Source organism: Corallococcus sicarius, from assembly GCF_003611735.1.
GTDB classification, from domain to species: Bacteria; Myxococcota; Myxococcia; order Myxococcales; family Myxococcaceae; genus Corallococcus; species Corallococcus sicarius.
Map to the genome: position 1 here is coordinate 16409 of NZ_RAWG01000056.1, position 25519 is coordinate 41927.

The 25519-nt window shown below is 69.9% G+C and carries 21 protein-coding genes; 2 read left to right on the forward strand and 19 right to left on the reverse strand.

Annotated elements, in window-relative coordinates:
• Positions 1–187: 187 nt before the first annotated feature.
• The 18 genes from D7X12_RS11470 to D7X12_RS11555 form a co-directional block, all read right to left on the reverse strand.
• Positions 188–859, reverse strand: a complete 672-nt coding sequence (locus D7X12_RS11470; RefSeq protein ID WP_120625309.1) for a hypothetical protein — start codon at positions 857–859, stop codon at positions 188–190.
• Positions 856–1410, reverse strand: a complete 555-nt coding sequence (locus D7X12_RS11475; protein ID WP_208718955.1) for a hypothetical protein — start codon at positions 1408–1410, stop codon at positions 856–858. The genes D7X12_RS11470 and D7X12_RS11475 overlap by 4 nt, the downstream gene beginning before the upstream one ends.
• Before the next feature lie 13 nt (positions 1411–1423).
• Positions 1424–4738, reverse strand: coding sequence for a glycoside hydrolase family 2 TIM barrel-domain containing protein (locus D7X12_RS11480; protein ID WP_120625311.1), 3315 nt, complete (start codon positions 4736–4738; stop codon positions 1424–1426).
• On the reverse strand, positions 4735–6105 hold the full coding sequence (locus D7X12_RS11485; RefSeq protein WP_120625312.1) for a GH1 family beta-glucosidase: 1371 nt from the start codon (positions 6103–6105) through the stop codon (positions 4735–4737). Before D7X12_RS11485 ends, D7X12_RS11480 begins: the two co-directional genes overlap by 4 nt.
• Positions 6086–7081 (reverse strand): ABC transporter ATP-binding protein, encoded by a 996-nt coding sequence (locus tag D7X12_RS11490; RefSeq protein ID WP_120625313.1) that lies wholly within the window; start codon positions 7079–7081, stop codon positions 6086–6088. Before D7X12_RS11490 ends, D7X12_RS11485 begins: the two co-directional genes overlap by 20 nt.
• Positions 7078–8847, reverse strand: a complete 1770-nt coding sequence (locus D7X12_RS11495; protein WP_120625314.1) for a dipeptide/oligopeptide/nickel ABC transporter permease/ATP-binding protein — start codon at positions 8845–8847, stop codon at positions 7078–7080. The genes D7X12_RS11490 and D7X12_RS11495 overlap by 4 nt, the downstream gene beginning before the upstream one ends.
• Positions 8840–9823, reverse strand: a complete 984-nt coding sequence (locus tag D7X12_RS11500; RefSeq protein WP_120625315.1) for an ABC transporter permease — start codon at positions 9821–9823, stop codon at positions 8840–8842. The genes D7X12_RS11495 and D7X12_RS11500 overlap by 8 nt, the downstream gene beginning before the upstream one ends.
• Positions 9824–9825: 2 nt before the next feature.
• The gene (locus tag D7X12_RS11505) at positions 9826–11469 is read right to left on the reverse strand and encodes an ABC transporter substrate-binding protein (protein ID WP_120625316.1); all 1644 of its coding nucleotides are present in this window, start codon (positions 11467–11469) and stop codon (positions 9826–9828) included.
• The gene (locus D7X12_RS11510) at positions 11466–12329 is read right to left on the reverse strand and encodes a glycoside hydrolase family 16 protein (protein WP_120625317.1); all 864 of its coding nucleotides are present in this window, start codon (positions 12327–12329) and stop codon (positions 11466–11468) included. Before D7X12_RS11510 ends, D7X12_RS11505 begins: the two co-directional genes overlap by 4 nt.
• Positions 12326–13540: an ROK family transcriptional regulator gene (locus D7X12_RS11515; RefSeq protein WP_244224493.1), complete on the reverse strand. Its 1215-nt coding sequence runs from the start codon at positions 13538–13540 to the stop codon at positions 12326–12328. The genes D7X12_RS11510 and D7X12_RS11515 overlap by 4 nt, the downstream gene beginning before the upstream one ends.
• Before the next feature lie 59 nt (positions 13541–13599).
• A complete protein-coding gene (locus D7X12_RS11520) occupies positions 13600–14391 on the reverse strand; it encodes a hypothetical protein (RefSeq protein WP_120625319.1) in 792 nt (263 codons plus the stop codon).
• 344 nt (positions 14392–14735) lie between these two features.
• Positions 14736–15437 carry a transglycosylase domain-containing protein gene (locus D7X12_RS11525; protein ID WP_158620030.1) on the reverse strand — a complete coding sequence of 234 codons (702 nt, stop codon included), beginning with the start codon at positions 15435–15437 and terminating at the stop codon, positions 14736–14738.
• Positions 15438–15621: 184 nt separating this feature from the next.
• Entirely contained in the window at positions 15622–15987 is a 366-nt protein-coding gene (locus tag D7X12_RS11530; RefSeq protein ID WP_120625321.1) for a response regulator, read from the reverse strand.
• A gap of 2 nt (positions 15988–15989) precedes the next feature.
• A complete protein-coding gene (locus D7X12_RS11535; RefSeq protein WP_120625322.1) occupies positions 15990–17552 on the reverse strand; it encodes a DUF7125 family protein in 1563 nt (520 codons plus the stop codon).
• 142 nt (positions 17553–17694) lie between these two features.
• Positions 17695–18474, reverse strand: coding sequence for a lysophospholipid acyltransferase family protein (locus D7X12_RS11540; RefSeq protein WP_120625323.1), 780 nt, complete (start codon positions 18472–18474; stop codon positions 17695–17697).
• A 29-nt stretch (positions 18475–18503) separates the two neighbouring features.
• Positions 18504–19289 carry an exodeoxyribonuclease III gene (locus tag D7X12_RS11545; protein ID WP_120625324.1) on the reverse strand — a complete coding sequence of 262 codons (786 nt, stop codon included), beginning with the start codon at positions 19287–19289 and terminating at the stop codon, positions 18504–18506.
• A gap of 85 nt (positions 19290–19374) precedes the next feature.
• Entirely contained in the window at positions 19375–21189 is a 1815-nt protein-coding gene (locus D7X12_RS11550; RefSeq protein WP_120625325.1) for a lamin tail domain-containing protein, read from the reverse strand.
• Between the two features lie 159 nt (positions 21190–21348).
• On the reverse strand, positions 21349–22311 hold the full coding sequence (locus D7X12_RS11555; protein ID WP_120625326.1) for an alpha/beta fold hydrolase: 963 nt from the start codon (positions 22309–22311) through the stop codon (positions 21349–21351).
• A gap of 140 nt (positions 22312–22451) precedes the next feature.
• Here D7X12_RS11555 and D7X12_RS11560 point away from each other — a divergent pair, with 140 nt between their 5' ends.
• Complete coding sequence (locus tag D7X12_RS11560; RefSeq protein WP_120625330.1) at positions 22452–23249, forward strand: phytanoyl-CoA dioxygenase family protein; 798 nt, start codon at positions 22452–22454, stop codon at positions 23247–23249.
• Between the two features lie 20 nt (positions 23250–23269).
• On the forward strand, positions 23270–24115 hold the full coding sequence (locus tag D7X12_RS11565; protein ID WP_120625327.1) for a WbqC family protein: 846 nt from the start codon (positions 23270–23272) through the stop codon (positions 24113–24115).
• Here D7X12_RS11565 and D7X12_RS11570 read toward each other — a convergent pair.
• The coding region (locus tag D7X12_RS11570) for a DUF8689 domain-containing protein (protein WP_120625328.1) at positions 24058–25519 on the reverse strand (1462 nt) is incomplete at its 5' end. The genes D7X12_RS11565 and D7X12_RS11570 overlap by 58 nt on opposite strands.

The window sequence follows — 25519 nt, forward strand, 5'->3', positions numbered from 1 at the left end:
GACGCATGCGACTGGACGCACGACCAGGACGCGCGTCAGACGCAGAGGGGACTGCCGGCTGGAGGGACTGCATCCCTGCCCTTCTTGACGCCGGACACGGGGGTGTGCCGGCGACGTCAGGACAAGGCTCGGGCGTTCCGGCTGTCAGCGATGACAGCCGGCCCGCCCTCCTGGCACTGCGTCCTGCCTAGTTCGCGGTGAAGTACAAGTTGTCGAGCAGGAGGGACTGGCCCGCGGCTCCGCCTTCAGCGGCGAAGGTGAACGGGGATGAGACAGCGTTGAGCTTCAGGCCCGCCGCGATGTAGTCCGCGACCGGGATGGCCAGGTGGTGCCACTGCCCGTCATTCACCCAGCCGTACTTCGAGGCGGCGAGCTGGAAGCCCTTCTCCTCGGCCTTCACGCCGCTCGACATGCCGACCTTCACGTTCACGAACGCGGGGTCCGCGGACTTCATGCTGACGTGGAGCGTCTTCCAGGCGTCCAGGTTGCGCACCGTGGACCAGTGCACGCCGAAGCCCATCCACGGCTTGCCGTTCTGGACGATGCGGTCGGCGGACTTGCCCTCCACGCGCTCGGGATCCGACTCCACGTAGACGGTGTTGTCGTAGAGGTAGAAGTTCGTCTCCACGTTGTCGAGCACCACATCTTCCGAACGACCCGTCTCGTAGAAGATGCCCACCATCAGGCGGCGCTGGCCCGCCTCATACGGAAACGGCCCGGGCAGTAACTCCGACGCCGGGTTCGTGCCTCCGTCCGTGTCGGTGCCACCCACGGGGCCCTGGTCGGTGTAGTCCGCCGGGCCCGGATCCGGGCGGCAGGCGGCGAGCAGCAACAGCAATCCCCACACAGGCTTCTTCATGGCTTCACCGCCCGGTCCGCACCGCTCGAGGTCTTCACCATCACCCAGCCGCCGCTCACCGTTCCGCCCAGCTCCACGACGCCCTTGTACGCGGGCGTCACCAGCTCATAGGCGATGGTGCCGGACGCGTCGTACGTCACCGCGTCCGGGAAGTTGTCGAGCACGGACTGGAAGGCCTTCACCGCCATCTCCCGCGTCTGGGGCAGGCTCGCCTGATCCGCGAGGCCCCGCTGGTAGATGGCCGCGAGCTGGAGGCCCACGTAGTACTGCGCTTCACCGTACGGCCCCTGCGCCAGGATGGTGGCCCACGAGTAGTAGCCCGCCACGGGGCTCGCCCCGGACTGGATGTCCCACTTCGTCTCCGTGCCCACACCCGAAAACCGGAAGGGGTTGTTCGGGTCGTCCATCACGGACGTGTTCGGATGGATGCCCATCAGCGGGTCGGTGACCGTGAAGGTCATGTCCTCCAGCGAGCTGCCGTAGAGGATCGTCGGATCGTCGTAGCAGCCGGACAGGGCCACCACCGCGGCCAGCAGGAAACCCGTCTTCATGATGCGTCGTCCCTCAGAGAGAAAGGATGGCATACGCGCCCACCTCGTACTCGCGACCCTTCAGGCCCTCGGTGATGCCCCGGTCGTTGAGGCCTTCCGAGTACTCATTCAGCATGCGGACCAGCCCGCGCAGACCGAAGCGCGTGGACACCGCGCCCAGCACCGGCTTCTTCAACCCGTAGGACAGGTCCCCGCCCAGTTGCACCGGGTACGTGAGGTTGAAGACGCGGTGGTAGTCATAGGGGCCCCAGTCGTTGAAGCGCAGCTGGGCCGCCAGCAACAGCGTGTCCAGCAGCACGGAGCCGTCCAGGCCGAAGCGGTGGATCTGCCGGTTGTCCTCGCCGGAGGACTGGTTGCTGCCCACGAACGCCGTGCCGAACAGGCGCAGGCGCTGCATGGGATTGCCCACCAGGCGCAGCGACGTCTCCCACTCGTCCCGGGCCACCGGCGCGCTGCCGAAGGCCACGGTGCTGCCGTCCGCCAGGATGGCGATGCCGGCGTCACGCGACGTGGGCTGGTGGCGGTAGACGATGTCCAGGCCCGCGGCGAACGGCGCGTCCTCGCGCAAGTCCCGGTCCCACGCCCAGAACCACGTGCCGGGCGTCGGGTCGAAGGTGATCAGCAGCTCGCCTCCCAGCGTCTCGCGGTTGTCCAACACGGTGAACGCATCCACCAGCACGTTGCGGGGGCGCACGCCCGCGTAGTAGCGGCCGGTGTCCGGATCAAACGCGTCGGAGATGGTCGGGTTCGGTCCGACGAGGGGCTTCTGGTACAGCAGGTTCGGTGAGATCTGCAGGACGCCGAACTGCAGCGCCGCGCCCAGCTGGCCGGCGTAGTGGTTGCCTCGGCCGCTCTCGCGCAGGCTCCAGCCGGTGATGATGTTGCCCTGGTCCGGACCGCTGTCCGCGACGAGGCCGCGGATGGAGGATTGGACGAGCCAGCGCACCATGCCCATGTCGTAGGTGAGCCGCGCCTTCGCGCCCAGCGTGTCCAGGAACTGCACCTTGTCCTGGAGCACGTCGTAGCCGCTGTTGAGGTAGCTGGGCGCGTCCGTCGCCGCCTTGCGCGTATAGGTGAACGTCTCCCCGATGCGCTGGGGCGCGGAGAGCAGGCCGCCCACGTCGAGCACGAGCTTCCCGGTGGCGTACTGGAAGTTCAGCGCCGTCCTGCGCGCGATGCGCTCGCGCACCACGGAGGCCGTGTTGGACGAAGCGCCCTGGGCCAGATCCTCCTGGTGCACCAGGGTGATGTTCACCGGGCCCACGTTGTTGCGGTACTTGGCCACGGCGGACGGGTTGGCGCCCCAGTACAGCTCCGGGCCCACCGCCACCTTCAGACCCTCCATGGCGCGCTTGCCGGTGAAGACGACGCCGAAGGGCGCGTTGCCGTGGTAGATGTCCAGGTTCGGCCCGTAGTTCGCCTCGCGGTAGAGGCCGAAGAAGTCACCCTCCTCGCCCCAGTGGTAGTGGCCGGTGCGGTAGTAGCCCTCGAGCGCGAAGTCCGTCCGGTCCAGCTTGAACTCCGCCTGGTAGAGCGCGAAGCGATCCAGCGGCGAGTTGCCCTGCGGCGCGGCGCCCGGCCCCGTCGGGATGACGTTCGTGCCCGGCGCGGAGGGCGTGCCGCGGTTCTCGTAGAACAGGTTGTTGAGCCGGTTCTGCGCCACGTTGCCCACGACGTTGAACGACGCGCGGCCATAGACGCCGCTGGCCGGCTGCAACGCGAGATCAAAGAAGATGGACTCGGTGTGGTCCGCGGAGCTCCGGTTGGGCCGCACCGTGGCGATGCTGCCGCGCGACAGCGAGCTGTCCAGGAGCAGCCGCAGGTTGGACACCCGCACCGCGCTCAGCTCCTCCGTGCGCGCCAGCGCCACCGACGACGTGTAGCTGCTGGTGAGCGACGAGGGACGGATGGCCCCGAAGTGCTGGCGGATGGTGTCCGGGTTCGTGCCGGGCGCGTACGGGTCCAGGCGGAAGGCGGCCTGGAGGACGTAGTAGGCAGTGCGCGGCTGGAGGCCGCTGATGCCATTGGCGTCCGGCGGGCCCAGGGCCGCGATGCCGAACCACTCCTCGTTCATGTTGTTCTGGCCGGGGACGAAGTCCGCCGCGTAGCCCCCGTTCGGCCAGGACGCCGTGGTGTCGTGGATGGAGAGGTTGGCCTCCTGGCCCATCTTCCACCAGCCGTCCACCCACTGGAACACGAAGCCGCCAATGGCCGTGCCCGACAGCCCCTGGCCGTAGCCCTCCAGGTAGATCTGCTCCCACTGCGTGCGCAGGTACTCCGCCTGGGCGACGTGGTCCTCGCGACCCGCGCGGGCGTCGTACGCGTCCGCGCCGAACTCGGAGAAGAACACCGGCTTGTTGAGCTTCGCCTTCACCTCCGCGAACAGGTCGCGCGCGGTGGGGCCGCGGTAGACGTTCGTGCCCAGCACGTCCAGGTCCTGGCAGTGCTTCGCGATGAGGTCGATGTACTGGAGGTCGCCGTTGGCGATGGACACCGGGTGGTTCGTGTCCCGCTTCTTCACCGTGCGGGTCGCCTCGCCATAGAGCGTGTAGAGCGACTCCGCGCGCGCGGAGTCCTCCTGGCCCGGCAGCGCCTCGATTTCAAACGACGTCCAGTGCAGGCCGTAGTTGTTCTCGTTTCCGAGCAACCACATCAGGACGCCGGGCACGTCCCGGTACATCTCCACCTTCTGCGCCAGCGCGTCCAGGATGGCTTTACGGTGCGCGGGGTTCGAGTAGTCGATGTTGGGGACCATCACCCCGTTGACGGCGTGGCCGTAGCGCCCCATCAACGGGTTGAGCATCGTGTAGATGCCGTAGTTCCGGTAGATGTACTCGACCCAGACGGGCGGGATGTCGTCGAACTGGCGGATGGCATTGATGCCCGCGTCGCGCAGCAGGCCCATCTCCTTGGCCAGCACCTGCTTGATGAAGTCCTCCGGCTGGTTCCAGAGCGAGTACCGGTAGTTCTCACCAATGGGCGTGTAGCCCCAGTTGATGCCGTGGATGGCGAAGTCCTTGCCGTCCACCTGGAGCTTGAAGCCGCGCTCGTCGTGGATCACGCGCGTCACCGTCGTCCGCAGGGCGGCATCGGGCGCGGCGGGTGCCGGAGCCAGAGCGGGTGCCGGCGACGGAGCGACCTCCGGGGCCGGAGCCGGCGCCGGGGTGGCCGGGGCCGCGACCGCGGGCGCCTCGGCGGCATCCACGGGGCCCGCGCTGGGCGGCTGGCTGGTGGCCGGCGCCTGGGTGGGAGCCCCTGCCCCGGGCTGCTGGGCCAGCGCCTGCGCGCCGCACAACGCCAGACACGTCGTCAGAAAGAGCTTTTTCAAGCGGCCTGCTCCACGTCCAGCCCGTTCTGGGCCACGACGTCACGGTAGAGGTGGGCACTGTCCTTCGGGATGCGCTGCTGGGTGGCGTAGTCCACGTAGACGAGGCCGAAGCGCTTCTCGTAGCCGTACGCCCACTCGAAGTTGTCCAGGAGGGACCAGGCGAAGTAGCCCGCCAGGTTCACGCCCTGCGCGATGGCGTCACTGCACGCCTCCAGGTGGGTGCGCAGGTAGTCCACGCGCTTCACGTCGTGCACGCGCCCGTCCGCGCTGGGGCCGGTGGAGTACGCGCAGCCGTTCTCCGTGATGTAGAGGGGGCCGGGCTTGTATTCGGTCTGCAGGTGGACGAGGAGCTGCGTGAGCCCCTTCGGGTACACCTCCCAGTCCATGTCCGTCTTGTCCGGGCTCACGTGCACGGTGCGCGGCGCGTTCTTCTCCTCCGGGATGCGGTTGCTGCGCAGCACGGCGCGCGAGTAGTAGTTCACGCCCAGGAAGTCGGTGGGCTCCGCGATCGTCTTCAGGTCGCCGTCCTGGATGAAGTCCAGCGAGGCGGAAGGGATGCGGCCCGCCTTCACGTGGTCCTCCACGACGTCCAGGGGGTAGCCACGGCCGTAGAGCGGCTCCAGGAACCAGCGGTTGAAGCCGCCGTCGAAGTCGCGGCACGCGTCGGCGTCCTCGGGGCTGGGCGACGCGGGCTCGCCGGGCGTGAGGTTGAGGGTGATGCCCACCTCCGCGCGCTGCACGTTGGAGCGGATCACCTGCACCGCCTTGCCGTGCGACAGCAGCAGGGTGTGCGACGTGGCGAGCGCCTTCGTCCAGTCCTTGTGGCCCGGAGCGTGCTCGCCGTTGCCGTAGCCCAGCACGCTGATGCACCAGGGCTCGTTGTGGGTGATCCACCGCTTCACGCGGTCGCCCAGCGCGCGGCTCATCACGTCCGCGTACTCCACGAAGGCGTCACCGGTGGCGCGCACCGGCCAGCCGCCCTGGTCCTCCAACACCTGCGGCAGGTCCCAGTGGTAGAGCGTGACGAAGGGCTCGATGCCCGCGCCCAAGAGCGAGTCCACCAGCCGCGAGTAGAAGTCCACGCCCGCGACGTTCACGCGGCCCCGCCCTTCCGGGAGGATGCGCGGCCACGCGACGGAGAAGCGGTAGGACTTCAATCCCATCCAGCGCATCAGCTCGATGTCCTCCGGCCAGCGGCGGTAGTGCTCACAGGCCACCGAGCCGTCGGACTTGTCGTTGATCTTCCCGGGCGTGGCGGCGAAGCGGTCCCAGATGGACTCGCCACGGCCATCCACGCGGGTGGCACCTTCAATCTGATACGCGGAGGTGGCCACGCCCCAGAGGAAGTCAGGAGGAAACTGACGCATCGGCGGTAACTCCTTTCGAAGCTTCAAGGTGGCAGCGGACCAGGTGGTTCGCGGCCGGCAGGATGTTGGGAGGGGGAACGGTGGAGCAGCGCGCCTCGGACACCGGGCAGCGCGGGGCGAAGGGGCAGCCCACGAGCGGAGGCAGGCCCGTGGCGGGGCGCACCGGCAGCGCGGCCTGGAGGAAGTCCGCGCCATCCGGCACGGCCGACAGCAGGAGCTTCGTGTACGGGTGGCGGGGCTGGCCCAGCACCTGTTCGGCGCGGCCCGCCTCCACCACCGTGCCCGCGTAGAGCACGAGGATGCGGTCGGCCAGGTGCCGCGCGCTCGCCAGGTCGTGGGTGATGAACAGGATGCCGATGCCGCGCTCCTGCGTGAGGCCGCGCAAGAGCTGCAACACGCCCTTGCGCGTGGACACGTCCAGCATCGACGTGGGCTCGTCCGCGATGATGACCTGCGGCTCCACCGCCAGGGCGCGCGCCACCGCCACGCGCTGGCGCTGGCCGCCGGACAGCTCATGCGGGTAGCGCTTCGCGAACGCGTCCGCGGGCGTCAGGCCCACCGACTCCAGCAGCGACAGCACCTTGGTGCGCAGCCCGGACTTCGGCACCCGGCCATGGCGCACGAGCGGCCGCTCCAGGTGATAGGCCACCGTGTGCACGGGGTTGAGCGAGGCGAACGGATCCTGGAACACCATCTGCACGCGCCCGCGGTAGTCGAGCGACGCCTGGGCGCTGTCATCCGCCAGCACGTCGCGGCCAGCGAGGCGCAGGTGGCCCGCGTCCGGCATGTCCAGCCGGGCCAGCAGCCGCGCCAGGGTGCTCTTGCCGCTGCCGGACTCGCCCACCAGCGCGACGATCTCCCCCGGCTGCAGGGAGAAGGACACGCCCTTGAGGATGGGCCGGCGCTCGCGGGAGAAGAAGCCGCCCACGGAGAAGCTGCGGGTGAGCCCTTCGGCCTCCAGGAGGGGCGCGCTCATCGGTGACCTCCGGGGATGGCCGCGACGCGGAGGGACGGCCGGGCCACCGACAGCTCGGAGGCCGCCGGCGGATGCGGCGTGACGGACACGTCCCCCGCGACGAGGTGCGGGAACGACGACAGGAGCAGCTGCGTGTACGGGTGCTGCGCCCCGGCGCGCAAGCCCGCGGACGTGCCCACCTCCACCAGCTTGCCGCCCTGGAGGATGCCCACGCGGTCCGACAGCGCGAGCAGGAGCGGCAGGTCGTGCGTGATGAAGAGGATCGCGAAGCCCAGGCGCTGCTTGAGCTCCAGCATCCGCTGGAGCAGCTCCTTCTGGACCACGACGTCCAGCGCCGTGGTGGGCTCGTCCATGATGACCAGCCGGGGCTCCAGCGCCAGCGCCAGCGCGATGCCCACCCGCTGCCGCATGCCGCCGGAGAGCTGGTGGGGATACGCCGTCACGAGGTCCGGCGACAGGCCCACCATGCCCAGCAGCTCCCGCGCGCGGGCGTAGGACGTCGTGCGCGACACGCGGCCGTGCGCCGCGAGCGTGTCGTGGAACTGCTCGCCCAGCGTGAGCACCGGGTTGAGCGCGCTCATCGCGCTCTGGAACACCATGGACACCTGGCGCCAGCGGAAGGCGCGCAGGCCGGCGCCCTCCAGCGCGGTGACGTCCATGCCGTTGAAGAGGATGCGCCCCTGCGTGACGCGCGCGGAGGTCGGCAGGAGGCCCAGCAGCGCCGAGCCGATGGTGGACTTGCCGCTGCCGGACTCACCCGCGAGGCCGAACACCTCTCCAGGCGCCAGGTCGAAGGACACCGTGTCCACCACGCGGGAGGCGCCCTTCTCCGTCGCGTAGTCGATGCACAGGTCCTGCACGCTCAGGAGCACGCCCGGCGCGGGCCGGTCCACGTGCACCGGCAAGGTGGTGCCCTTGGGCAGCGGCGCGGGCTTGTGCACGCGGAGCGCGGGGTTGGTCAGCTCATCGATGGCGGAGCTCACCAGCGTCAGCGCGAAGCCGACGAGCGCGATGCACAGGCCCGTGGGGACGAAGATCCACCACGAGCGTGTGAGCAGCGCCGCGTCGTTGCCGGCCCAGTAGAGGTTCGTGCCCCACGTCACCGCGCTCACGTCGCCCAGGCCCAGGAACTCCAGGCCTACCTGCGCGCCCACGGCGTAGAGCGTGTTCCCGATGAAGGACGAGCCCAAGAGCGACGCCATGTTGGGCAGCAGCTCCCGCGACACGATGCGCGCGTGGCTCTCCCCCGTCACCACCGCGGCGGACACGAAGTCACGCCCGCGCAGGGCCAGCGACTCCGCGCGGAAGACGCGCGCGTTCCAGGCCCAGCCCGCCACCGTCAGCACCGCCACCATGCGGAAGGGGCCGGACGGCAGGTAGGCGCCCAGCACGATGGCCAGCGGCATGCCGGGGATCACGAGGAACACGTTGGTGGTGAGCGACAGCACGTCGTCCACGCGGCGGCCCAGGTAGCCCGCCGTCACGCCCACGAGCGCGCCCACCAGCGTGACGAGCGCGCCCACCGCGAAGCCCACCGCCAGCGTCTCGCGCGCGCCCACCACCGTCTGGGCGAGCACGTCCTGCCCCTGCCCCGTGGTGCCGAACCAGTGCGCGGCGGACGGCGGCTGGTGCGGCCGGCCGACGAGGTCCTTCGGGTCCATCACGAACCAGGGGCCCACCAGCGACAGCAGCAGGAAGAACAACAGCAGGCCACCGCCCACCGCGGCCTTCCGGTGGCGGAGGAGGCTTCGCAGGGAGTCATGCATGGGCGCGCGTCCTCGGATCCAACCAGAGGCAGATGAGGTCCACTGCGAAGTTCGCCGCGAGCACCGCCAGCGTGATGACCAGGAACAGCCCCTGCATCAGCGGGTAGTCCTGGTTGCGCACGGCGAGGATGAGCAGGTAGCCCGTGCCCGGATAGGAGAAGACGATCTCCGTGAGCAGCGAGCCGCTCAGCACGAAGCCCACCGCCATGCCGAAGCTGGTGACGTTGGGCAAGAGCGCGTTGCGCGCCGCGTACCGCAGCATCACCTGCCGCGGCGGAAGGCCCCGCGCGTGCGCCAGCCGGATGGAGTCCGTGCCCAGCGTGGCCACCATCGTGTTGCGCATGCCGAGCATCCACCCGCCCAGCGTCGCCACCACGATGGACGCCGCCGGCAGCACCGCGTGCCGGGCCACGTCCGCGGCGAACGCGAACGTCATCCCCGGCTCCATGTCGTGCCCGTACGCGTGGCGCAGCGGGAACCACCCCAGCACGAAGCCGAAGAGGTACAGCGCCAGCATCGCCAGCCAGAAGTATGGGAAGGCCCCCAGGAACGCGAGCGCGGGGGACAGGCCGGAGTCCAGCCACCCTCCCCGGTTCCACGCGGCGAGCACGCCCAGGAAGGAGCCCAGCGCGAAGCTGATGATGACCGCCACGCCCGCCAGCGCCACCGTCCACATCAGGCCGGTGCCAATCACCTCCGTCACCGGCGAGGGGAAGTACGCGTACGACATGCCCAGGTCGCCCTGCGCCAGGTGCTTCAGGTACGTGAAGTACTGCGAGTAGAGCGGCGCGTCGGTGAAGCCGAAGGCGGCCTTGAGCGCCTCCATCGCCTCCGGCTGCACCTTGCCCTGGAAGCGGGCGAACATGGCCGAGGCCGGATCACCGGGGGCCAGGCGCGGGATGACGAAGTTGAGCGTGAGCGAGGCCCACGCGGCGATGAGATAGAAACCCAGCCGCCGGAGGATGTAGCGACCCATGGTCAGCGCTCCCGGGGGACGAGCTCCGTCAGCACCAGCAGGCTGTCGGGCTCCGCGTGCGGCGCCAGCCGCGCATAGGGGTTCTTTTCGGTGGGGAAGCCCGTGAAGCGCCGCGAGTTGGACTCGCCCCAGGACGGGTTGGGGAACAGCGGGATGGCGGGCGCCAGGGCGGAGAAGCGCCGCTGCACCGCGGCCATCAGCGCGTGCTGTTCCTCGGGGGTGACGGCGCGCTCGAAGCGCACGAGCAGCGCGTCCGCCTCCTCATCCCCCAGCCGGTGCCAGTTGGCCGCCGCCACCTGCCCCACCGGCACCACCGTGCGCGGGGACAGCAGCCACTTGTAGAAGTTGTACGGCGTGGGCCCGTCCAGCGACCACGAGATGGCCAGCTGGAACTCGCCCTTCTGCAGGCGCGTCTGCCACGTGCCGAACTCGTACGTCTTGAGCTGCACGGAGATGCCCAGCTTGCCCAGGTCGCGGCTCACCACCTGCCCTGCCCGCACCCAGTCCGACCACCCGCTCACCACCTCCAGGTCCAACGCGAAGGGCTTGCCGTCCGGCAGCCGGCGCACGCCATCCGCGCCGCGCACGAGCCCCACTTCGTCCAGCAGCTTGTTCGCCTGGGCGAGGTCGTGGTGCGTCCACGCATCCTTCGCGACCTCCGGGTCCTTCCAGTCGGTGTACGCGTCGTTGAGGGCGGTGGCGTCCGCGGGGCGGGTGTAGCCATACATGGCCACCTCCACCAGCCGCTCGCGGTCCACCGCCATGCTCAGCGCCTTGCGCACGCGCACGTCATCCAGCGGCGGCCGCGTGGTGTTGGGGTACAGGAAGACGGTGCTGCCGTAGAGCGGGAACCAGCGATGGTGGTGCGCGGGGTCGCGGGCGACGAAGGTGCGGTCCACGGCCGGCACGAAGTTGCCCGCCCAGTCCACCTCCCCCTCCACCAGCGCCATGTTGGCCTGGTCGTTGGTGGGGAACGCGAGGAAGCGCAGCGCGGACACCGCGGGCTTGCCGGGCATCCAGTAGTGCGGGTTCCTGCCCAGCTCGTACACCTGGTTGCGGAACAGCGACACCTGGGTGAAGGGCCCGGTCGCCACCGGCTCCGGGTTGGTGAACGTCACCGGATCCGCGACGTGCTCCCAGACGTGCTTGGGCACGACGACCTGGTGCGCGAGATAGGCGAAGCCCGGCATGAACACGCGCGAGAAGGTGAAGGCCACGGTGTGCGGCCCCTCCGCCTTCACGTCGGTGATGAAGCTCCAGACGCCGCCGGAGTCCAGCGCCGCGTGCTTCTTCAGGAGGCCGAAGGTGAAGACGACGTCGTCCGCGGTGAAGGGCCTGCCGTCGGACCAGCGGACGTTCTCGCGCAGCGTGAAGCGCAGCGTCTTCTGCTCATCCGCCCACGCATGCGCGGTGGCGAGCCAGGGCACCCACTTCCCCTGCGCGGAGCTGAAGACCTCCATGCACTCGTAGATGCCCGCCTTCGTGGGCCAGCGCGCGTTGGCGCCCGCGAACAACGGGTTGAAGTTGCGCACCCACGCGCTCTGCTGCTCCACGGACACGAAGAGCACGCCGGGCGGACGCGGACGCGGCTCCGAGGAGCACGCCAGCAGCAGCACGAACGGCAGGAGCACGCGGGCGAACTTCACGGCGTCGCCTTCTCGTAGACGCGGACGTAGTCCACCTTCATCGTCTGCGGGAACACCGTCTTGGCGTCCGGAGGCCCCACGTACGAGCCGCCCACCGCGACGTTGAGGATGATGAAGAAGGGATGGTCGTAGACCCACTTCTTGCCCGCGGGCAGGGTGTCCGGCGTGGCCTCGAAGAAGACGGTGTCGTCCAGGATGAAGCGGAGGCGATTGGGCTCCCACTCCACCGCGTAGACGTGGAAGTCCGCCTGGAGCGTGCCCCCGCCGACCGCGTGCTCACGCCCCACGCTCTGTCCGCCGGAATAGCCCGGCCCGTGCAGGGTGCTGGTGACGATGGAGGGGATCTGCCCGCGGTGCTCCATGATGTCGACCTCGCCGCACTCCGGCCACCCCTTCGCGTCGATGTCCGCGCCCAGCAGCCAGAACGCAGGCCAGATGCCGCGCCCCGTGGGCAGCTTGATGCGGGCCTCGAAGCGGCCGTAGGCCTGCTGGAAGCGGCCCTTCGTGTTCAGGCGCGCGGAGGTGTAGTCGTTGTTTCCGTAGCGCTCGCGCCGCGCGGTGATGGCCAGGGCGCCCTCGCCGTCCAGCGACGCGTTCTCCGCCCGCGCGGTGTTGAACTCGTACTGGCCGTTGCCCCACCCGTCCCCGCCCACGTCCGGGGCCCACTTCTCCTTCGCGGGCAGCGTGCCTGCGGGGCCCTCGAACTCGTCCTGCCAGATGAGGGTCCAGCCGGTGCCCGGCTGCACGGTGTCGGGCGTCGGGGTCTCGGGCTTCTTGTCCGCGATGCCCGCGGCGGGATCACACGCCAGCGTGCCCAGGCCGGACAGGGCCAGGGCGAAGAGGAGACGGCGGGACGTCATGCGGTCCTCCCAACGTTCTGCTGGGGAAAGAGGGAGCGGTCGCGCAGCGCCGCCTGCAACACCAGGGTGGCCGCGCCCACGGCGATGGCACGCTCCCCCAGCGCCGAGGTGACGATGCGAGTCTCCGCCATGGACACGGACAGGGCGCGCTGGCGCACCGACGCGCGCAAGGGGTCGAGCAGCAGCTCCCCCACGGACGAAATCTCTCCGCCAAGGACGACGATGGCGGGGTTCAACAGGTTCAGCAGGCCGCCCACCGCGATGCCCAGCCAGGCGCCCATACCGTCGATGATCTGCTTCGCGGCGGGGTCGCCCGCGCGGGCGCCCTCCACGAGGTCCCGCACCGTCGGGCCCTTGCGGCCCCGCGCGCCCATCAGCTCCCGCGCGCGCTCGGTGAGCGCCGTGGAGCCGATGAGCGTCACGAGGCAGCCGCGCAGGCCGCACACGCAGAGCGGCCCGTTGGAGTCCACCGCGATGTGGCCGATCTCACCGGCCGTGCCGCCCGCGCCGCGGTACACGTCGCCGTGGATGATGTGACCGGCGCCGATACCGGTGGCCAGCTTGATGTACGTCAGGTCCTCGCCGCCGGAGCCCGCGCCCCAGAAGCACTCCGACAGCGCGCCGAGGTTCGCGTCGTTGTCCACGAACACCGGCATGTCGAAGGTGGTCTCGAACCACTCCTTCACGTCCACGTTCTTCCAGGCGGGCAGGATGAGCGGCGACATCTTCCCGGGCGAGGCCGGGTGCACGGGGCTGGGCACGGCCACCCCCATGCCGACGACGGAGCGGCGCGGGACGCGTTCAGCATCCAGGCACTCCTGGATGAGCTCCTTCGCCTTCTGGAGCGACCCTTCCGGATCGCCGCGCACCGCGTGGCTCGCCTTGCTCTGCGTGCGCACGCGGCCGCGAAGATCCGTGAGGACCACGGTGACATGGGAGGCGCCGAGTTCGACGCCCACCAGGCTGAAGGCCTCGTCGCAGAAGCCGATGAGGGTGGGACGCCGGCCGCCGCGGGAGACCCCGGCGCCAATGCTGCGCACCAGGCCCGCTAGCTCCAGGTCCGCGACAATGGCGGAGACGGTCGACGGACTGAGCTCCGTGCGCCGGGCAATCTCCGCCCGGGAGATCTGACGCTCGCGCCAGATCATGTTCAGCAGCAGGCCGCTGTTCTGCGCGCGCATGCCCGCCGCATCGACCGTCAACACCGCCATTCCCGCTCTCATCGTCCGCTCACGTTCCGTTGTGCCGCGCGGTCAGGCGCGGTGGGGAATCAATGCCACTGGATGTCGTCGAGGAACAGCACGAGCGGGGCCACGTCCAGCCCACCCGCCGACCAGCCGAAGCCCGCCGCCACTTCCGCGTAGCGGACCTTGCTGATGTCCAGGGAGTACTTCGTGGGCGTGGTCGTCAGGGTGACGTTGATCTTCTTCTCGAAGCCGTCCTTGGACGCGTCCCCGTAGCCGACGAAGAAGTCCACGACCTCGCCGCCCGTCCCGCCCCAGGCGTAGAAGGACACCGACTTGGCGCCGTCGGGCACGAGGAAGCCCTTCTCAGGCTTGTCCGCCCAGTTGCCCTCCGGGTACTGCCAGAAGATGCCCGCCCAGGCGTCCCCGCCACCCACGCGGGTCGCGGTGATCTTGTGGCAGTTGCCCAGGGCCGAGCCCGGGCGCGGCGTGTGGCACACGGCCTCGTCCACGATGCCGCCCGGCTGGCTGCCGGCGCCCATGTAGCCACTGGCCGCCCAGGTGCCATCCACGGCCAGGGGCAGCACCACCTGCGTGCCTGCGTCGGTGCCCGCGTCCGTCGTCGTGCCCGCGTCCGTCGTCGTGCCCGCATCCGTCGTCGTGCCCGCATCCGTCGTGGTGCCCGCGTCGGTGGTCGTGCCCGCGTCCACCGTCGTACCCGCGTCCACCGTGGTGCCCGCGTCCACCTTGGTGCCCGCGTCGACCGAGGGCTTGGGGTCGTTCGTCGTGTCCTCGGGGTCACAGGCGCCAATGAGCCCCGCGACCGCGAAAACTCCGGCGGCCGCCCACGTCCACGCGAAACGCTTGTTGCGATGCATGCGATCCCCTCCTGGTTGGTCTTGCTGCGATGACTTTGTTCTTACGGCGAAGAAATCAAAGGTCGTTGGAAGTCGTCGCCCGCATGTCGCAATGCGTCACCTTCGCCGCCACGCGTCAGAGGAGAACGGTTCTCCTCTGTCACGCGGGCTCCCGCAGTCTGGAGCCGTCCCGCGTCCCCGCCATCGCGAACGCATGCGAGTTCGTTCGATGGCCGAAGGAATACCAGCCCCGTTCACTGATTTGCAAGCACGTGACGGAGCCGTACACCCCGTAAACGCGGGCGCCCGGGGGTGATGCACTGCGGCGTGGGGTCGGGGCGCGGGACGTGCGCCCTTCTCCGACTTCAGCGACAGGGTTCGTCAGGAGAAGCAGGGGCGAGTCCGACCGGCTGCCCCATGAGACGGGTCGCCTCTTCGTCACCCAACCCGCCGGTCCGTTGCAGCGAATGCAGCACGCGGTTCCGCGCCTTCATCGCCAGGTCGTGACGGCAGAGGGCATCAAACGAGATGGGACCCAGCGCGCTCCCAATCAACACAGCGACTTCGGAGACTTCAAGTGTCTCCAACGGCCGGCCAAAATAGCTCAGGGAGGCGTTGCCCAGCCCTGGCGCCGCCCGAGGTAGCTTGACCGTGCTCGACCACTGGGCAAGCAGTTGCTCCGCGGAAGCATGGCGCGTGAGCCAGACAGCGAGTGCCTGGCGCCGCCAGTGCGTCGGCTGGGCCGGCAGGTCGAACCGCCGAAGCCATTCACCTGCCGCGGCATAGGCCAGCGTGAAGCCCCCGTCCGGCAGCTGTGCGTTCCGCCTCCGGGTCACTGGCAGGCTCCACGGCAGCACTGGCTGGACCTGCAGTGCGGTGCCCCCAAGGTGCGCGGTCATGACCCGCGTGACCAGCGGCAGAGACACGGGCGCGTCTCCCATGCGCGGCAACTCTGGAAGCTGGGCGAGCTGGTACCTGTAGAACGCCTCCAGGCTGGCGAACAGCAAGCCCACCGCGCCCATGGCGACGCCGCCCACCACCAGGAGCCATCGAAACCAGCGTCGCACCGCCCTACCCTTCATGGCGTGGGAACTCGCAGTTTTCCTGCGCGTCGTTCCATCGTCCGCCAGCATCCAGGCATGTGTCGACACGCCACCAACGCCCACAGTGCGAAAGCGCGAACGCAACGAGCAGGAGCAGGACGAACGCAACGGTCAGCTTGACTGAGCGGCGCATGGAACCGGACAACCGTCAGTGCTTCGGCGGCCCGCCGAGGATGTCGTGGACCGTGGCGAGCAGCTGATCGATGTCGAAGGGCTTGGGCAGGAAGGCCGCGCACGGCAGGTGCTGCCAGAACTCCGCGGGGCTGGCGCTCATCATCACCACCGGGACGTCGCGCAGCATGGGGTCGCGCAGCATCGCTTCCAGCACGCCCGGGCCGTTGAGCAGCGGCATCATGTAGTCCAGCAGCACCAGCGACGGACGCTCGAGCGCCATCCGCTCCAGGGCCTCGCGGCCGTTGAGCGCCGTGGCGGTGGAGTAGCCCTCGTCCGACAACAGATCGCGGACGGCCTCCACGATGCCGAACTCGTCGTCGACGATGAGGACGGGACCCATGATCAGGTCCCTCGGCGCTTGCGGACGGTTCGGCGTGGCTTCGGACGGGCCGTCTTCTGCGAGGCGCCCTTGCCGGCGTTGCGGCGCGGCTTCGACAGGGGGGTCGCCTCCGGGACCCGCGTGCGCGCGAGCCCCGTCATCAACATCTGTCCCTCCAGGAAGGGCTGCCCCACCCGGAGCCCCTTGCCAGTGATGTGCAGCTCGCGCAGCGACGTGTCGTAGTCGCTGTTGCGCACCTTCAGCACCGCGAGGAAGCGGTGCAGCCCGGAGTGCAGCTCCACCAGGCGCACGAAGAGGATGTTCTCCGCCACCATGGAGATGCCCTTGAGGGGGAACTTCACCTCCGGCCCGAAGGCGCTGGTGGACTCGGCGGTGTAGAGCAGCGTCACCTCGCGCACCCGGCACTCGTTCACGAGCGCCGCCAGGAAGCGCGCCACCCGGGCATTGCGCGTCGAGGCGCGGCGAAGCGCCTCGTACCCATCCAGGAAGATGCGGCGCACCCGCCCGCTCCGGATGGTGGTCAACAGCTCGATGCCCAGCTTGTCGAGGATGTTCTCCGTAGGCGGCCGGAAGCTCACCTCCAGGTCCCCGCGCTCCATCAGCGGCTGCAGGTGCAGCCCCACCCCGGCCGCCTGGGCGAGCATCCGCTCCGGCGCGTCGTAGAAGGCGAAGTAGTGGCCACGCTCGCCCCGGCGCGCCCCTTCCGCGAGGAAGCTCAGCCCCAGCAGCGTCTTGCCGCTGCCCGGGGGGCCCAGGAGGATGGTGGTGGAGCCCGCGGGCACGCCGCCCTTGAGCATCGCGTCCAGCCCCGCCACGCCGAAGGCGTCACGGTCACGCGTCCCCGCGCCAGGCACCAGGTGCCCGTCCACCAGCGACTCCAGGCGGGGATAGACGGTGAGGCCGTCGCTGGTGATTTCAAAGCCGTGCTGTCCCAGCTTGTAGGCGCTGCCCCGGAACTTGCGCACGCTGATCTCACGCAGGGTGCGCACGCCGAAGGTCCGCTGCTGGAGCAGCATCAGGCCATCCACCATGGTGTGTTCGGCGCGCAGGCCCTTCTCGCCGCCGGTGGTGAGCACCAGCGTGGTGCAGCCCATGAGGCCCGTCACGACCTGGAGGCCGTGGATGAACTTCTTGAGCGCCTGTCGCGACGGCGCCATCTCCTCGGCGGCCAGCATCCCGTCCAGCACGAGCAGCGAGGCCTTGTGCGACCGGACCTCCTTGCGCACGAGCTCCGAGAGCGCTTCCAGCCCCCCCTGCTCCAGGATGGAGAAGGCGCTCAGGTAGTTGATGGCGCCCGTGACGCAGGCCGGGTCGAAGAACGACAGCGTCTGGAGGTTGCCCACCATGTCCGTGTGCGACTCGGCCAGGAGCGTCAGGTAGAGGATCCGGCGTCCCTGCGCCGCCTGATGGAAGCAGATCTGGTTGGCGAGGATGGTCTTGCCCGCGCCCGGCAGTCCCAGGACCATGTACATCCGGCCCTTGCGCAAGCCCCCATCGAGCAGCGTGTCCAGCCCGGGTATGCCCGTGGACAGCCGTTCCTCTCCGCGTGGACCTCCCGGGATCATCAGACGGTTCCTTCCTGGGCGCCGCGCGCCGACCAGGGCCGTGGGCGACGGTCCTGATGACTCCTTAGTCCAGCCGATATTGAAAACATCAACAATCGGGGAAGCGCTCGCTGGCGGACAGCTCGCGCGGCCCTCTGGCTGCCTACCGGGCGGAACGGAGGTCCGCTTCCGGCGCCACCACCCCGCTGCCCGTCAGCGGCTTGAGGGACGCACGCAGGGCTTCAATCTGGGCGCGCGCCAGGTCCTTGAGCTTCTCCACGTCGTCCAGGGTCATCCCCTTGGTGGAGATGGGCGTGCCCACCGTCACGAGCCCCCGCGAGGTGGCGAAGCGCCAGGAGTGCTTGGGCAGCGCCAGCCGCGTGCCGCTCACCGCCAGGGGCAGCACGTCCGCCTGCACCTCGATGGCGAGCCGGAAGGCGCCGTCCTTGAAGGGCAGCAGCTCCTCCGTCTTGGAGCGCGTTCCCTCCGGGAAGATCATCACGGGCATCCCCTTGGCGAGCCACGCCTTGCAGCGCGCCATGGCGCCCGTCGCCGAGTCCCGGTCGCCGCGCTCCACCGGGATGTCGCCGGCCATGCCCATCATCCAGCCCACCACCGGGACCTTGAAGAGGCTCTTCTTGCCCAGCCACTTCATCTCCCACGGCAGGTGGGAGATGAGGAACGGATCCGCGTTGGACTCGTGGTTGCTCACAACAACGGTGTTGGGGGCCACGTCGTCCGGGATGGAGCCGTGCGTGCTGAAGCGCCAGAAGGGCGTGAGCTTCGCGGCGGTGAAGCCCACCAGGCGGAAGCAGCGCCCCGCCACGTAGCGGCGCTTGTCGAACGGGGCGGTGAAGATGAAGAGGATCAGCTGGACGAAGAAGCCCACCAGGGCCACGAGGCCCACCTCGATCCAGGTCCAGATGGAGAGCAGTGCATTCATGAGAGGGGTCCCTTGGGCACGAGGGGGGGTCAGGAGAGGACGGCGGGATCCAGGTCCACGCTCACCGGGCAATGGTCCGAGCCGTGGACCTCCGGGTGCACGGCGGCCTTGCGCACGTAGCCGAGTGCGGCGGGCGAGGCCAGCACGTAGTCAATGCGCCAGCCGATGTTCTTCTCGCGCACGCCCGCCCGCTGGCTCCACCAGGAGTAGTGGCCGCCCGCCGGTTGGAAGTGGCGGAAGGTGTCCACCCAGCCCGCGCGGATCCACCGATCAAACTCCTCGCGCTCCTCCGGGCGGAAGCCGCTCGTCTCGCGGTTCTCGCGCGGGCGCGCCAGGTCGATGTCGCGGTGCGCGGTGTTGAAGTCGCCCATCACGAGCACGCGTTCACCGTCGCGCAGCGGCTTCTCCAGGCGGGCGAAGAGGCGCTGATAGAAGTCCAGCTTGAACGGGATGCGGCTCAGGTCCCGGTCCTTCCCGTTGCCATTGGGGAAGTAGCCGTTGACCACGGTGAGCTTGCCGAAGCGGGCGAACTGGAGACGGCCTTCCGCGTCCATGGCGGGCGCACCCAGCAGGGTGTCCAGGGCGTCGGGCTCATGGCGGCTGAAGAGGCCCACGCCGCTGTAGCCGGGGCGCTCCGCGGCCACGAAGTGGGTCTTCCAACGGCGGGGGGCGCGCACCTCGGCGGGGAGCTGCTCCACGCGGGCACGGACCTCCTGCAGCCCCACGATGTCCGCCCGGGCCTTGGACAGCCACGGGAGGAACCCCTTGCGGTGGATGGAGCGCAGACCGTTGACGTTCCAGGAGACGACTCGCACGCCCCCGCTTATGGCGAAAGCGCGCGGGTATTTCCAGCCCCCACCGTCCCTGGAAGGACGATGGGGGCCGGCCCTACTCAGTGCGTCACGGCATCTCGGTGCCGCTCGCCTTGTTCTGCGGATTGCGCGTGGTGCGGAGGATGAAGTCCGTGTTGTTCACGTTCGTGTCGTACCCGTTGCCCGCCGCGCTGTCCGAGCCGCCTTCCATGGTGGAGCCCGACGAGGAGGCCTTGGCCTTGCGCTCCATGCTGCCGGCGGCGCCCGGCGTGCTGCTGATCGGCTGGCCGCCTTCCGCGGCGTCGGCGGCCTTGCCGTAGCCCACGGTGTCGACCGCATTCGCATCCGTCACGGCGGAGCCAATGCCCGGAAGGCCGATACGAACGTGTCCGACCGAGGCGCCCATGGTGATGGTCGTGCCCCAGCTTTCATCCGGGGTGACGGCGCCCACGTAGGTGCTCCGGGCCAGCAGGAAGAAGCCATGGGCCGCGATCTTCGACCCATTGGGCAGGGTGAAGCTGGACGAGAAAGTCCCACCCACATCCCTCTTGTACTGGAGCTTCCAGCCGCTCAGGTCCACTTCCGCATTCGTGGGGTTGTAGAGCTCCACGAACTCATCGTTGGTGTTCGCTCCGGCGCCCGCGAGTTCGCTGATGACGACGTGGTCCGTCGTGGGCTCGGAGGTGACCGTCACCTGGGCGGAGACCGACTGGCCGTCGAGCGTGGCGACGATCGTGCCCGTCGCGGAGGACGCGCCGGCGGTGAAGGTGAACTTCGCGGAGAGCTGGTCGGCCGGCACCGTTACGGACGTGGGCACCGTGCCCACGCCGCCCGTCACCGAGAGCGTCACGACCGTGGCCTCGGCGGGCGGCACGTCGAGCGTCACGGTGACGTCGGCCGTCTTGCCAGAGCCGAGCACCACCGTCTCCGGCGACAGGAACGCCAGCGAGGCGGCCTCGGTCTCACCGAGCACACGCACCGTGGCGTCGCGCGTATCCGCGCCCAGCGTGGCCGTCAGTGTCGCCTTGACCGAACCCGCCGCGTCGTCCGCCGTCACGATGACCGGCGCCGTGCGAGCGCCCGCGATCACCGTCACCCGGCCGTTGTTGGCCACGACGACCGAGGGGCTGGACGACGTGACCTGCACCACCACGTCCGTCACGGCCGGGGCGCTCAGCGTCACCTCCAGCGGCTCCGGAATCGTCTCACCCGTGGTGCCAGAGCGCGCGAAGACCGCCGCCGGCTCGAGCGCGGTGAGCGTCACGCTGCTAGTGCCCGCGTCGCTGCCCGTGCCGCCATCCGTCTCCGTGCCCGCATCCGGCGCGGGACCCGCGTCAATGGCGCCGCCGTCCGTCTCGGAGCCACCATCCGGCCACGTGCCGCCGTCCGTCTCGGAGCCAGCATCCGTCTCGGAGCCAGCATCCGTCTCCGTGCCGGCGTCCGTCTCCGTGCCGGCGTCCGTCTCCGTGCCGGCGTCCGTCTGGGTTCCAGCGTCGACCGGGGTACCCGCGTCCGTCTCGGTACCCGCGTCCGTCTCCGTGCCAGCGTCCGTCTCCGTGCCCGCGTCGACCGTGGTACCCGCGTCCGTCTCCGTGCCCGCATCGACCGTGGTACCGGCGTCCGTCTCCGTGCCCGCGTCGACCGTGCCCGCGTCCGTCTCCGTGCCGGCGTCATCGCCGGGGATCACGCCTCCGTCGGTGCCAGCATCGACGGTCGGGGTGGTGATCTGGCAGGTGTTGCTGCAGCGGTCGCCTTCGGTGCGGTTGCCGTCATCACACGCTTCGCCACTCTCGACGATGCCGTTGCCGCAGACCGGATCCTTCGGGTCATCACCACCGCACGCGGACAACAAGAGCAGCACCGCTGACATCGGGACCAGCAGGTGCCGGAAAGACAAGGACATGGAGACTCCGTGTTGGGTACAGAGCCTCATCCAAACCACAAAATTACAGGCAGACGCAAACTGGCCCCCGTCACTTTCAGGCCATTTCCCTCCCCCTTTTGGGCGCGTCGGGTTCCAACAAACCGAGAACCCTGACAGGGCGGATCCGCGGACGCGGGCTCAGCCAGGAATGCCGGGGGGTTGCACCGGGGCCGGGGCTTCCAGGCCATGGACCAGCAGGAAGCGCCGGACGGCCTCGGCGATCTCCGTCCCCGCCTCCAGCAGCCCCGCGTGGCCGGCGTCGTCCACCTGGAGCCACTCGGCCTGGGGCAGCGCGCGGTGCAGCCGCTGGACCTCGCTCAGGGGCACGAGCACGTCATCGCGCGCGGCGATGATCAGCACGGGCACGCGCACGGACGTCACGACGTCCCAGGCGTGGCCCTCCGCGAGTCCGCGCAGCGTGCGCCAGTAGGCCTGGGGGCTCATGCGGTAGAGGGCGTCCAGGAACTCGGCGATGTCCTCGCGCGGAGCCCGGGCCCGCAGCGCGCCCACGGCCCGGGCGAGCGGATCCGCGAACCGGCTGCCGATGACGGCCTTCACCGCGGGCGCGACCCAGGGCACCAGCGGCGTGCTGGCGCGCAATGCCTGGCGCGTGGCGGACAATGCCAACCGTGGGCCCCAGCGCGGATCCGCCGAGCCCGGAGCGCCGGGCGTCCCCGCGATGAGCGTCATGGACGGCACCAGCTCCGGACGGCGCCGGTACAGCTCCAACAGGATGCGTACGCCCATGGAGAAGGCGATGTGGTGCGGCGGCCGGCCGTTGCCGCGCGCCATCGCCCGCTCGGTGACGCGCTCCAGATCGTCCACGTGCACCTGCACGCGGTAGTCCCCGTCCCGCGACTCCTCGCTCTGGCCGTGCCCCCGGTAGTCCCAGTGCACCACCCGGTGGTCCTGCTCCAGGTTGGAGACGATGTGCCGCCAGAAGTTCTCCGACGTCCCGATGCCGTTGGTCAGCAGCACCGGCGGCCGGTTCGCGAGCGCCGAGTCCCGCTTCGGCTCCGGCAGGCCCGCGCTGTGGGTGTGGAACGCCACCCGGGTGCCGTCCGGGGCGGAGACGAAGTGCGTGGAGCGACGGTAGGGCATTCCCGCCCACCATGCGGCCGGGCAGGCGCGGGTGCAAGGGTCCACCACACGGCCCGTCGGAGGCCCGCTCGCGCAGCGGCTCCATGCGGGACCTCCACGAAGGCTGGACGCGCGCCCGCCTCCGGGAGATCGTGGCGCGGATGATCCGCGCGGAAGCCGAAGGGTTGGATGTGGCGGCCGTGCTCGCCCACTACGAAGCGCACGGCTTCGCGCGGCTGGGCCCCGTGCTGGACGACGCTGGCATCGAATCCCTGCGCGAGCGGGCGGACGACCTGATGCTGGGCCGCGTGGTGTACCCGGGGCTGTTCTTCCAGCCGGACGCCGCGAGCGGTCGCTACGAGGACGCGCCGCTGGGGCTGGGCTGGCAGGGGCCGTCCCTGGACTACCGCAAGCTGGAGAAGCTGGAGAAGGACCCGCGCTTCCTCGCGTGGCTGGAGAACCCGCTGTTTGAACGGATCGCGCGAGCGCGCATCCCGGGCGACATCGTCCTCTACCGCGCCATCCTCTTCCACAAGGGCCCGGCGGGCGGCAGCAACCTGCCCTTCCACCAGGACGGCGGGAAGCTGTGGGGGCTCACGCGAGAGCCGGACCTGCAGATCTGGACCGCGCTGGACGACGCACCGGAGGGCGGCGGCTGTCTGGAGGTCGTCCCTGGCAGCCACCGGGCGGGGCTCGTGACGGCGCTGGGGGGTGTGATTCCCCCGGACCGCGTGGCGGCGGCGGACGCGGACGCGCACGTGGTGCCCCTGCCGGTGCGGGCCGGGGAGGCGCTGCTCATCCACAACCACGTCTGGCACCGCTCCGGGCGGGGCCGGCCCGGACAGCGGCGGCGCGCGTTCTCCGCCTGCTACATGAGCGCGGACACCACCTGCGTGCGCAAGAAGAAGGCCCCCCGCGTCTTCCCGCCGGTGTTCCGTCACCCGGTGCGCGGCGGCTGAAAGGCCCTATCATCCGGGGCGTGTCCGGACACCCGGGAGTCCTTGTCGCCGAGCAGCCCCACTACCTGCCGTGGGTGGACTTCTACGAGCAGGTGGCCCGCGCCGGCACGCTGGTGGTGCTGGACGACGTGCAGTGGCTGAGGCGGGGCTGGCAGCGCCGCACGCGCGTCGCCCTGCCCCTGGGCGTGCCCACGCCGCCGCCCACCGAGCCGGGCTTCCAGTGGCTGTCCATCCCCCTGGAGGATCCGCACCGCGACACGCGGATCCGCGACCTCGCCGTGGACGCGCGGCAGCCCTGGGCGCGCAAGCACCTCCAGACGCTGGTGACGCTCTACGGCGGCCGCCCCTATTTCCGCGCGCAGGTGCTGCCCCTGCTGGAGCCCTTCTACGACGCGGCGGCGCGCGAGTCCGGCCCGGGGTCGCTCTTGCGCGTGCTGCTGTCCAGCATGGCGCTGTTCTACGAGCCGCTGGGCCTGGCCCCGAAGCTCGTGTGCTCCTCCACGCTGGAGCGCCGGGGCGAGGACAAGACGCAGCGGCTGGTGGAGTACTGCCTTCAGACGGGGGCGCACACGTACTACTCGGGGACGGGCTCCACGCTGTACCTGAAGCCGGAGCGCTTCCGCGCGGTGGACGTGCGCCTCTTGTGGCAGCGCTTCCGTCACCCGGACTACGCCCAGGGACGCGAGGGGCGCTTCGTGATGGGGCTGTCGGTGGTGGACGTGCTGGCCAACGTGCCGCTGGAGACAGTGCGCACGTGGCTCCAGCCGTCGCCGTGGGGGCCGTTCGCGGGGAACGGCCCCCAGCCGCTTCAGCGGGCGGAGGCGGAGGTGGCTTCGGACGCGGGCTTGTCGAAGCGCACGAAGTAGCTGCGCACGGCGGCGTCGAGCAGCGCGGGCTCCAGGCGCGGCACGCTGCCCTGGTAGTTCGCCATGTCGATGACCTGATCCAACAGGTCGCGCGGCTGACACGCGGCGAAGGGCCGGTGGTTCGGGCGGTAGTGCTCGTCGATGAGGTAGTCGATGGCGCGCGCGTCGTACGGCACGCCGCGCTTCTTGCACATCACCTGGAAGATCTCGTGGAACTGCTGCTCGTCTGGACGCTGCACCTCCAGCTTGTAGCGGACGCGGCGCAGGAAGGCGTCGTCCACGAGGGCGCTGGGGTCCAGGTTGGTGGAGAACGCGGCGAACACGTCGAAGGGGACCTGGAGCTTCTTGCCCGTGTGCAGCGTGAGCATGTCCACGTCGCTCTCCAGCGGGACGATCCACCGGTTGAGCAGGTCCTTGGGGGACACCTTCTGGCGGCCGAAGTCGTCGATGAGGAGCATGCCGTTGCTCGCCTTCATCTGGAACGGGGCCTCGTAGTACTTCACCTCCGGGGTGTAGACGAGGTCGAGCATCTCCAGCGTCAGCTCACCGCCCACCACCACGAGCGGACGGCGGCAGCGCACCCAGCGGCGGTCATACGGCTGGGAGCCGGGTTCGTCCTCCACGGGCTTGTGGATGTTCGCGTCGAACATCTTCACCACGAAGTCGTCGATGAGCAGCGCGTGGGGAACGAAGATGTCCCCCTCGTAGCAGTTCACCATGCCCTGGCAGATGGCCGTCTTGCCGTTGCCCGGAGGCCCGTAGAAGAAGATGGCGCGCCCGGAGTTCATCGCCGGGCCGATGCCGTCGAAGATGTAGTCGCGGATGATGAGGTCGCCGAACTTGTCCTGCATCCGGTTGCGGGTGATGCGGTTGCCGCGCACGGTCTGCAGCTTCACGGCGGCGGCCCACTCGTTGAACGGCACGGGCGCCGGGCCGTTGTAGCGGTTGCGGTCGAGGATCTGCCGCAGCACGTCCGTCACGAAGGTGGTGAGCTGGTAGATCATCGTGGAGCGGCCCACGCCGGATCCACCACCGCCGCGGATGTCGATGTACTTCTGCCGGCGCAGGCCCTCGATGATCTCATCCACGAGGGTGGTGGGCAGTTGCAGGCGGGCGGCCACGTCCATGCCGCGCATCTCGCCCGCGAAGAAGATGGCCTTGAGGACCAGCTCCTCCACGAACGTCGCGTTGAGCCCGCACTCCTGGAGGTTGCGAGGCTGCACGGGCCAGAACCTGGGCGTCGGCGGGGCCTCCGGGGCGTCACCGCGACGGCCCGGGCCGCGACGGTCCGGGCCGGAAAAGGACTGGGCCACCTGGGGGGGCGCGGTGCCGCGACGGTCGGGGCCGCTGTAGGACTGGGAGGGCGCGCCCCCGCGGCGGTCCGCGCCCGGGCCCGCTCCGCGA

Excerpts from the sequence above, each read along its gene's own strand:
- D7X12_RS11540 (WP_120625323.1), bottom strand. The coding sequence starts at position 18,474 with ATGAATGCACTGCTCTCCATCTGGACCTGGATCGAGGTGGGCCTCGTG.
- D7X12_RS11475 (WP_208718955.1), bottom strand. The coding sequence starts at position 1,410 with ATGAAGACGGGTTTCCTGCTGGCCGCGGTGGTGGCCCTGTCCGGCTGC.
- D7X12_RS11555 (WP_120625326.1), bottom strand. The coding sequence starts at position 22,311 with ATGCCCTACCGTCGCTCCACGCACTTCGTCTCCGCCCCGGACGGCACC.
- D7X12_RS11550 (WP_120625325.1), bottom strand. The coding sequence starts at position 21,189 with ATGTCCTTGTCTTTCCGGCACCTGCTGGTCCCGATGTCAGCGGTGCTG.
- D7X12_RS11530 (WP_120625321.1), bottom strand. The coding sequence starts at position 15,987 with ATGGGTCCCGTCCTCATCGTCGACGACGAGTTCGGCATCGTGGAGGCC.
- D7X12_RS11535 (WP_120625322.1), bottom strand. The coding sequence starts at position 17,552 with ATGATCCCGGGAGGTCCACGCGGAGAGGAACGGCTGTCCACGGGCATA.
- D7X12_RS11485 (WP_120625312.1), bottom strand. The coding sequence starts at position 6,105 with ATGCGTCAGTTTCCTCCTGACTTCCTCTGGGGCGTGGCCACCTCCGCG.
- D7X12_RS11515 (WP_244224493.1), bottom strand. The coding sequence starts at position 13,540 with ATGGCGGTGTTGACGGTCGATGCGGCGGGCATGCGCGCGCAGAACAGC.
- D7X12_RS11495 (WP_120625314.1), bottom strand. The coding sequence starts at position 8,847 with ATGCATGACTCCCTGCGAAGCCTCCTCCGCCACCGGAAGGCCGCGGTG.
- D7X12_RS11500 (WP_120625315.1), bottom strand. The coding sequence starts at position 9,823 with ATGGGTCGCTACATCCTCCGGCGGCTGGGTTTCTATCTCATCGCCGCG.
- D7X12_RS11470 (WP_120625309.1), bottom strand. The coding sequence starts at position 859 with ATGAAGAAGCCTGTGTGGGGATTGCTGTTGCTGCTCGCCGCCTGCCGC.
- D7X12_RS11520 (WP_120625319.1), bottom strand. The coding sequence starts at position 14,391 with ATGCATCGCAACAAGCGTTTCGCGTGGACGTGGGCGGCCGCCGGAGTT.
- D7X12_RS11510 (WP_120625317.1), bottom strand. The coding sequence starts at position 12,329 with ATGACGTCCCGCCGTCTCCTCTTCGCCCTGGCCCTGTCCGGCCTGGGC.
- D7X12_RS11560 (WP_120625330.1), top strand. The coding sequence starts at position 22,452 with ATGATCCGCGCGGAAGCCGAAGGGTTGGATGTGGCGGCCGTGCTCGCC.
- D7X12_RS11490 (WP_120625313.1), bottom strand. The coding sequence starts at position 7,081 with ATGAGCGCGCCCCTCCTGGAGGCCGAAGGGCTCACCCGCAGCTTCTCC.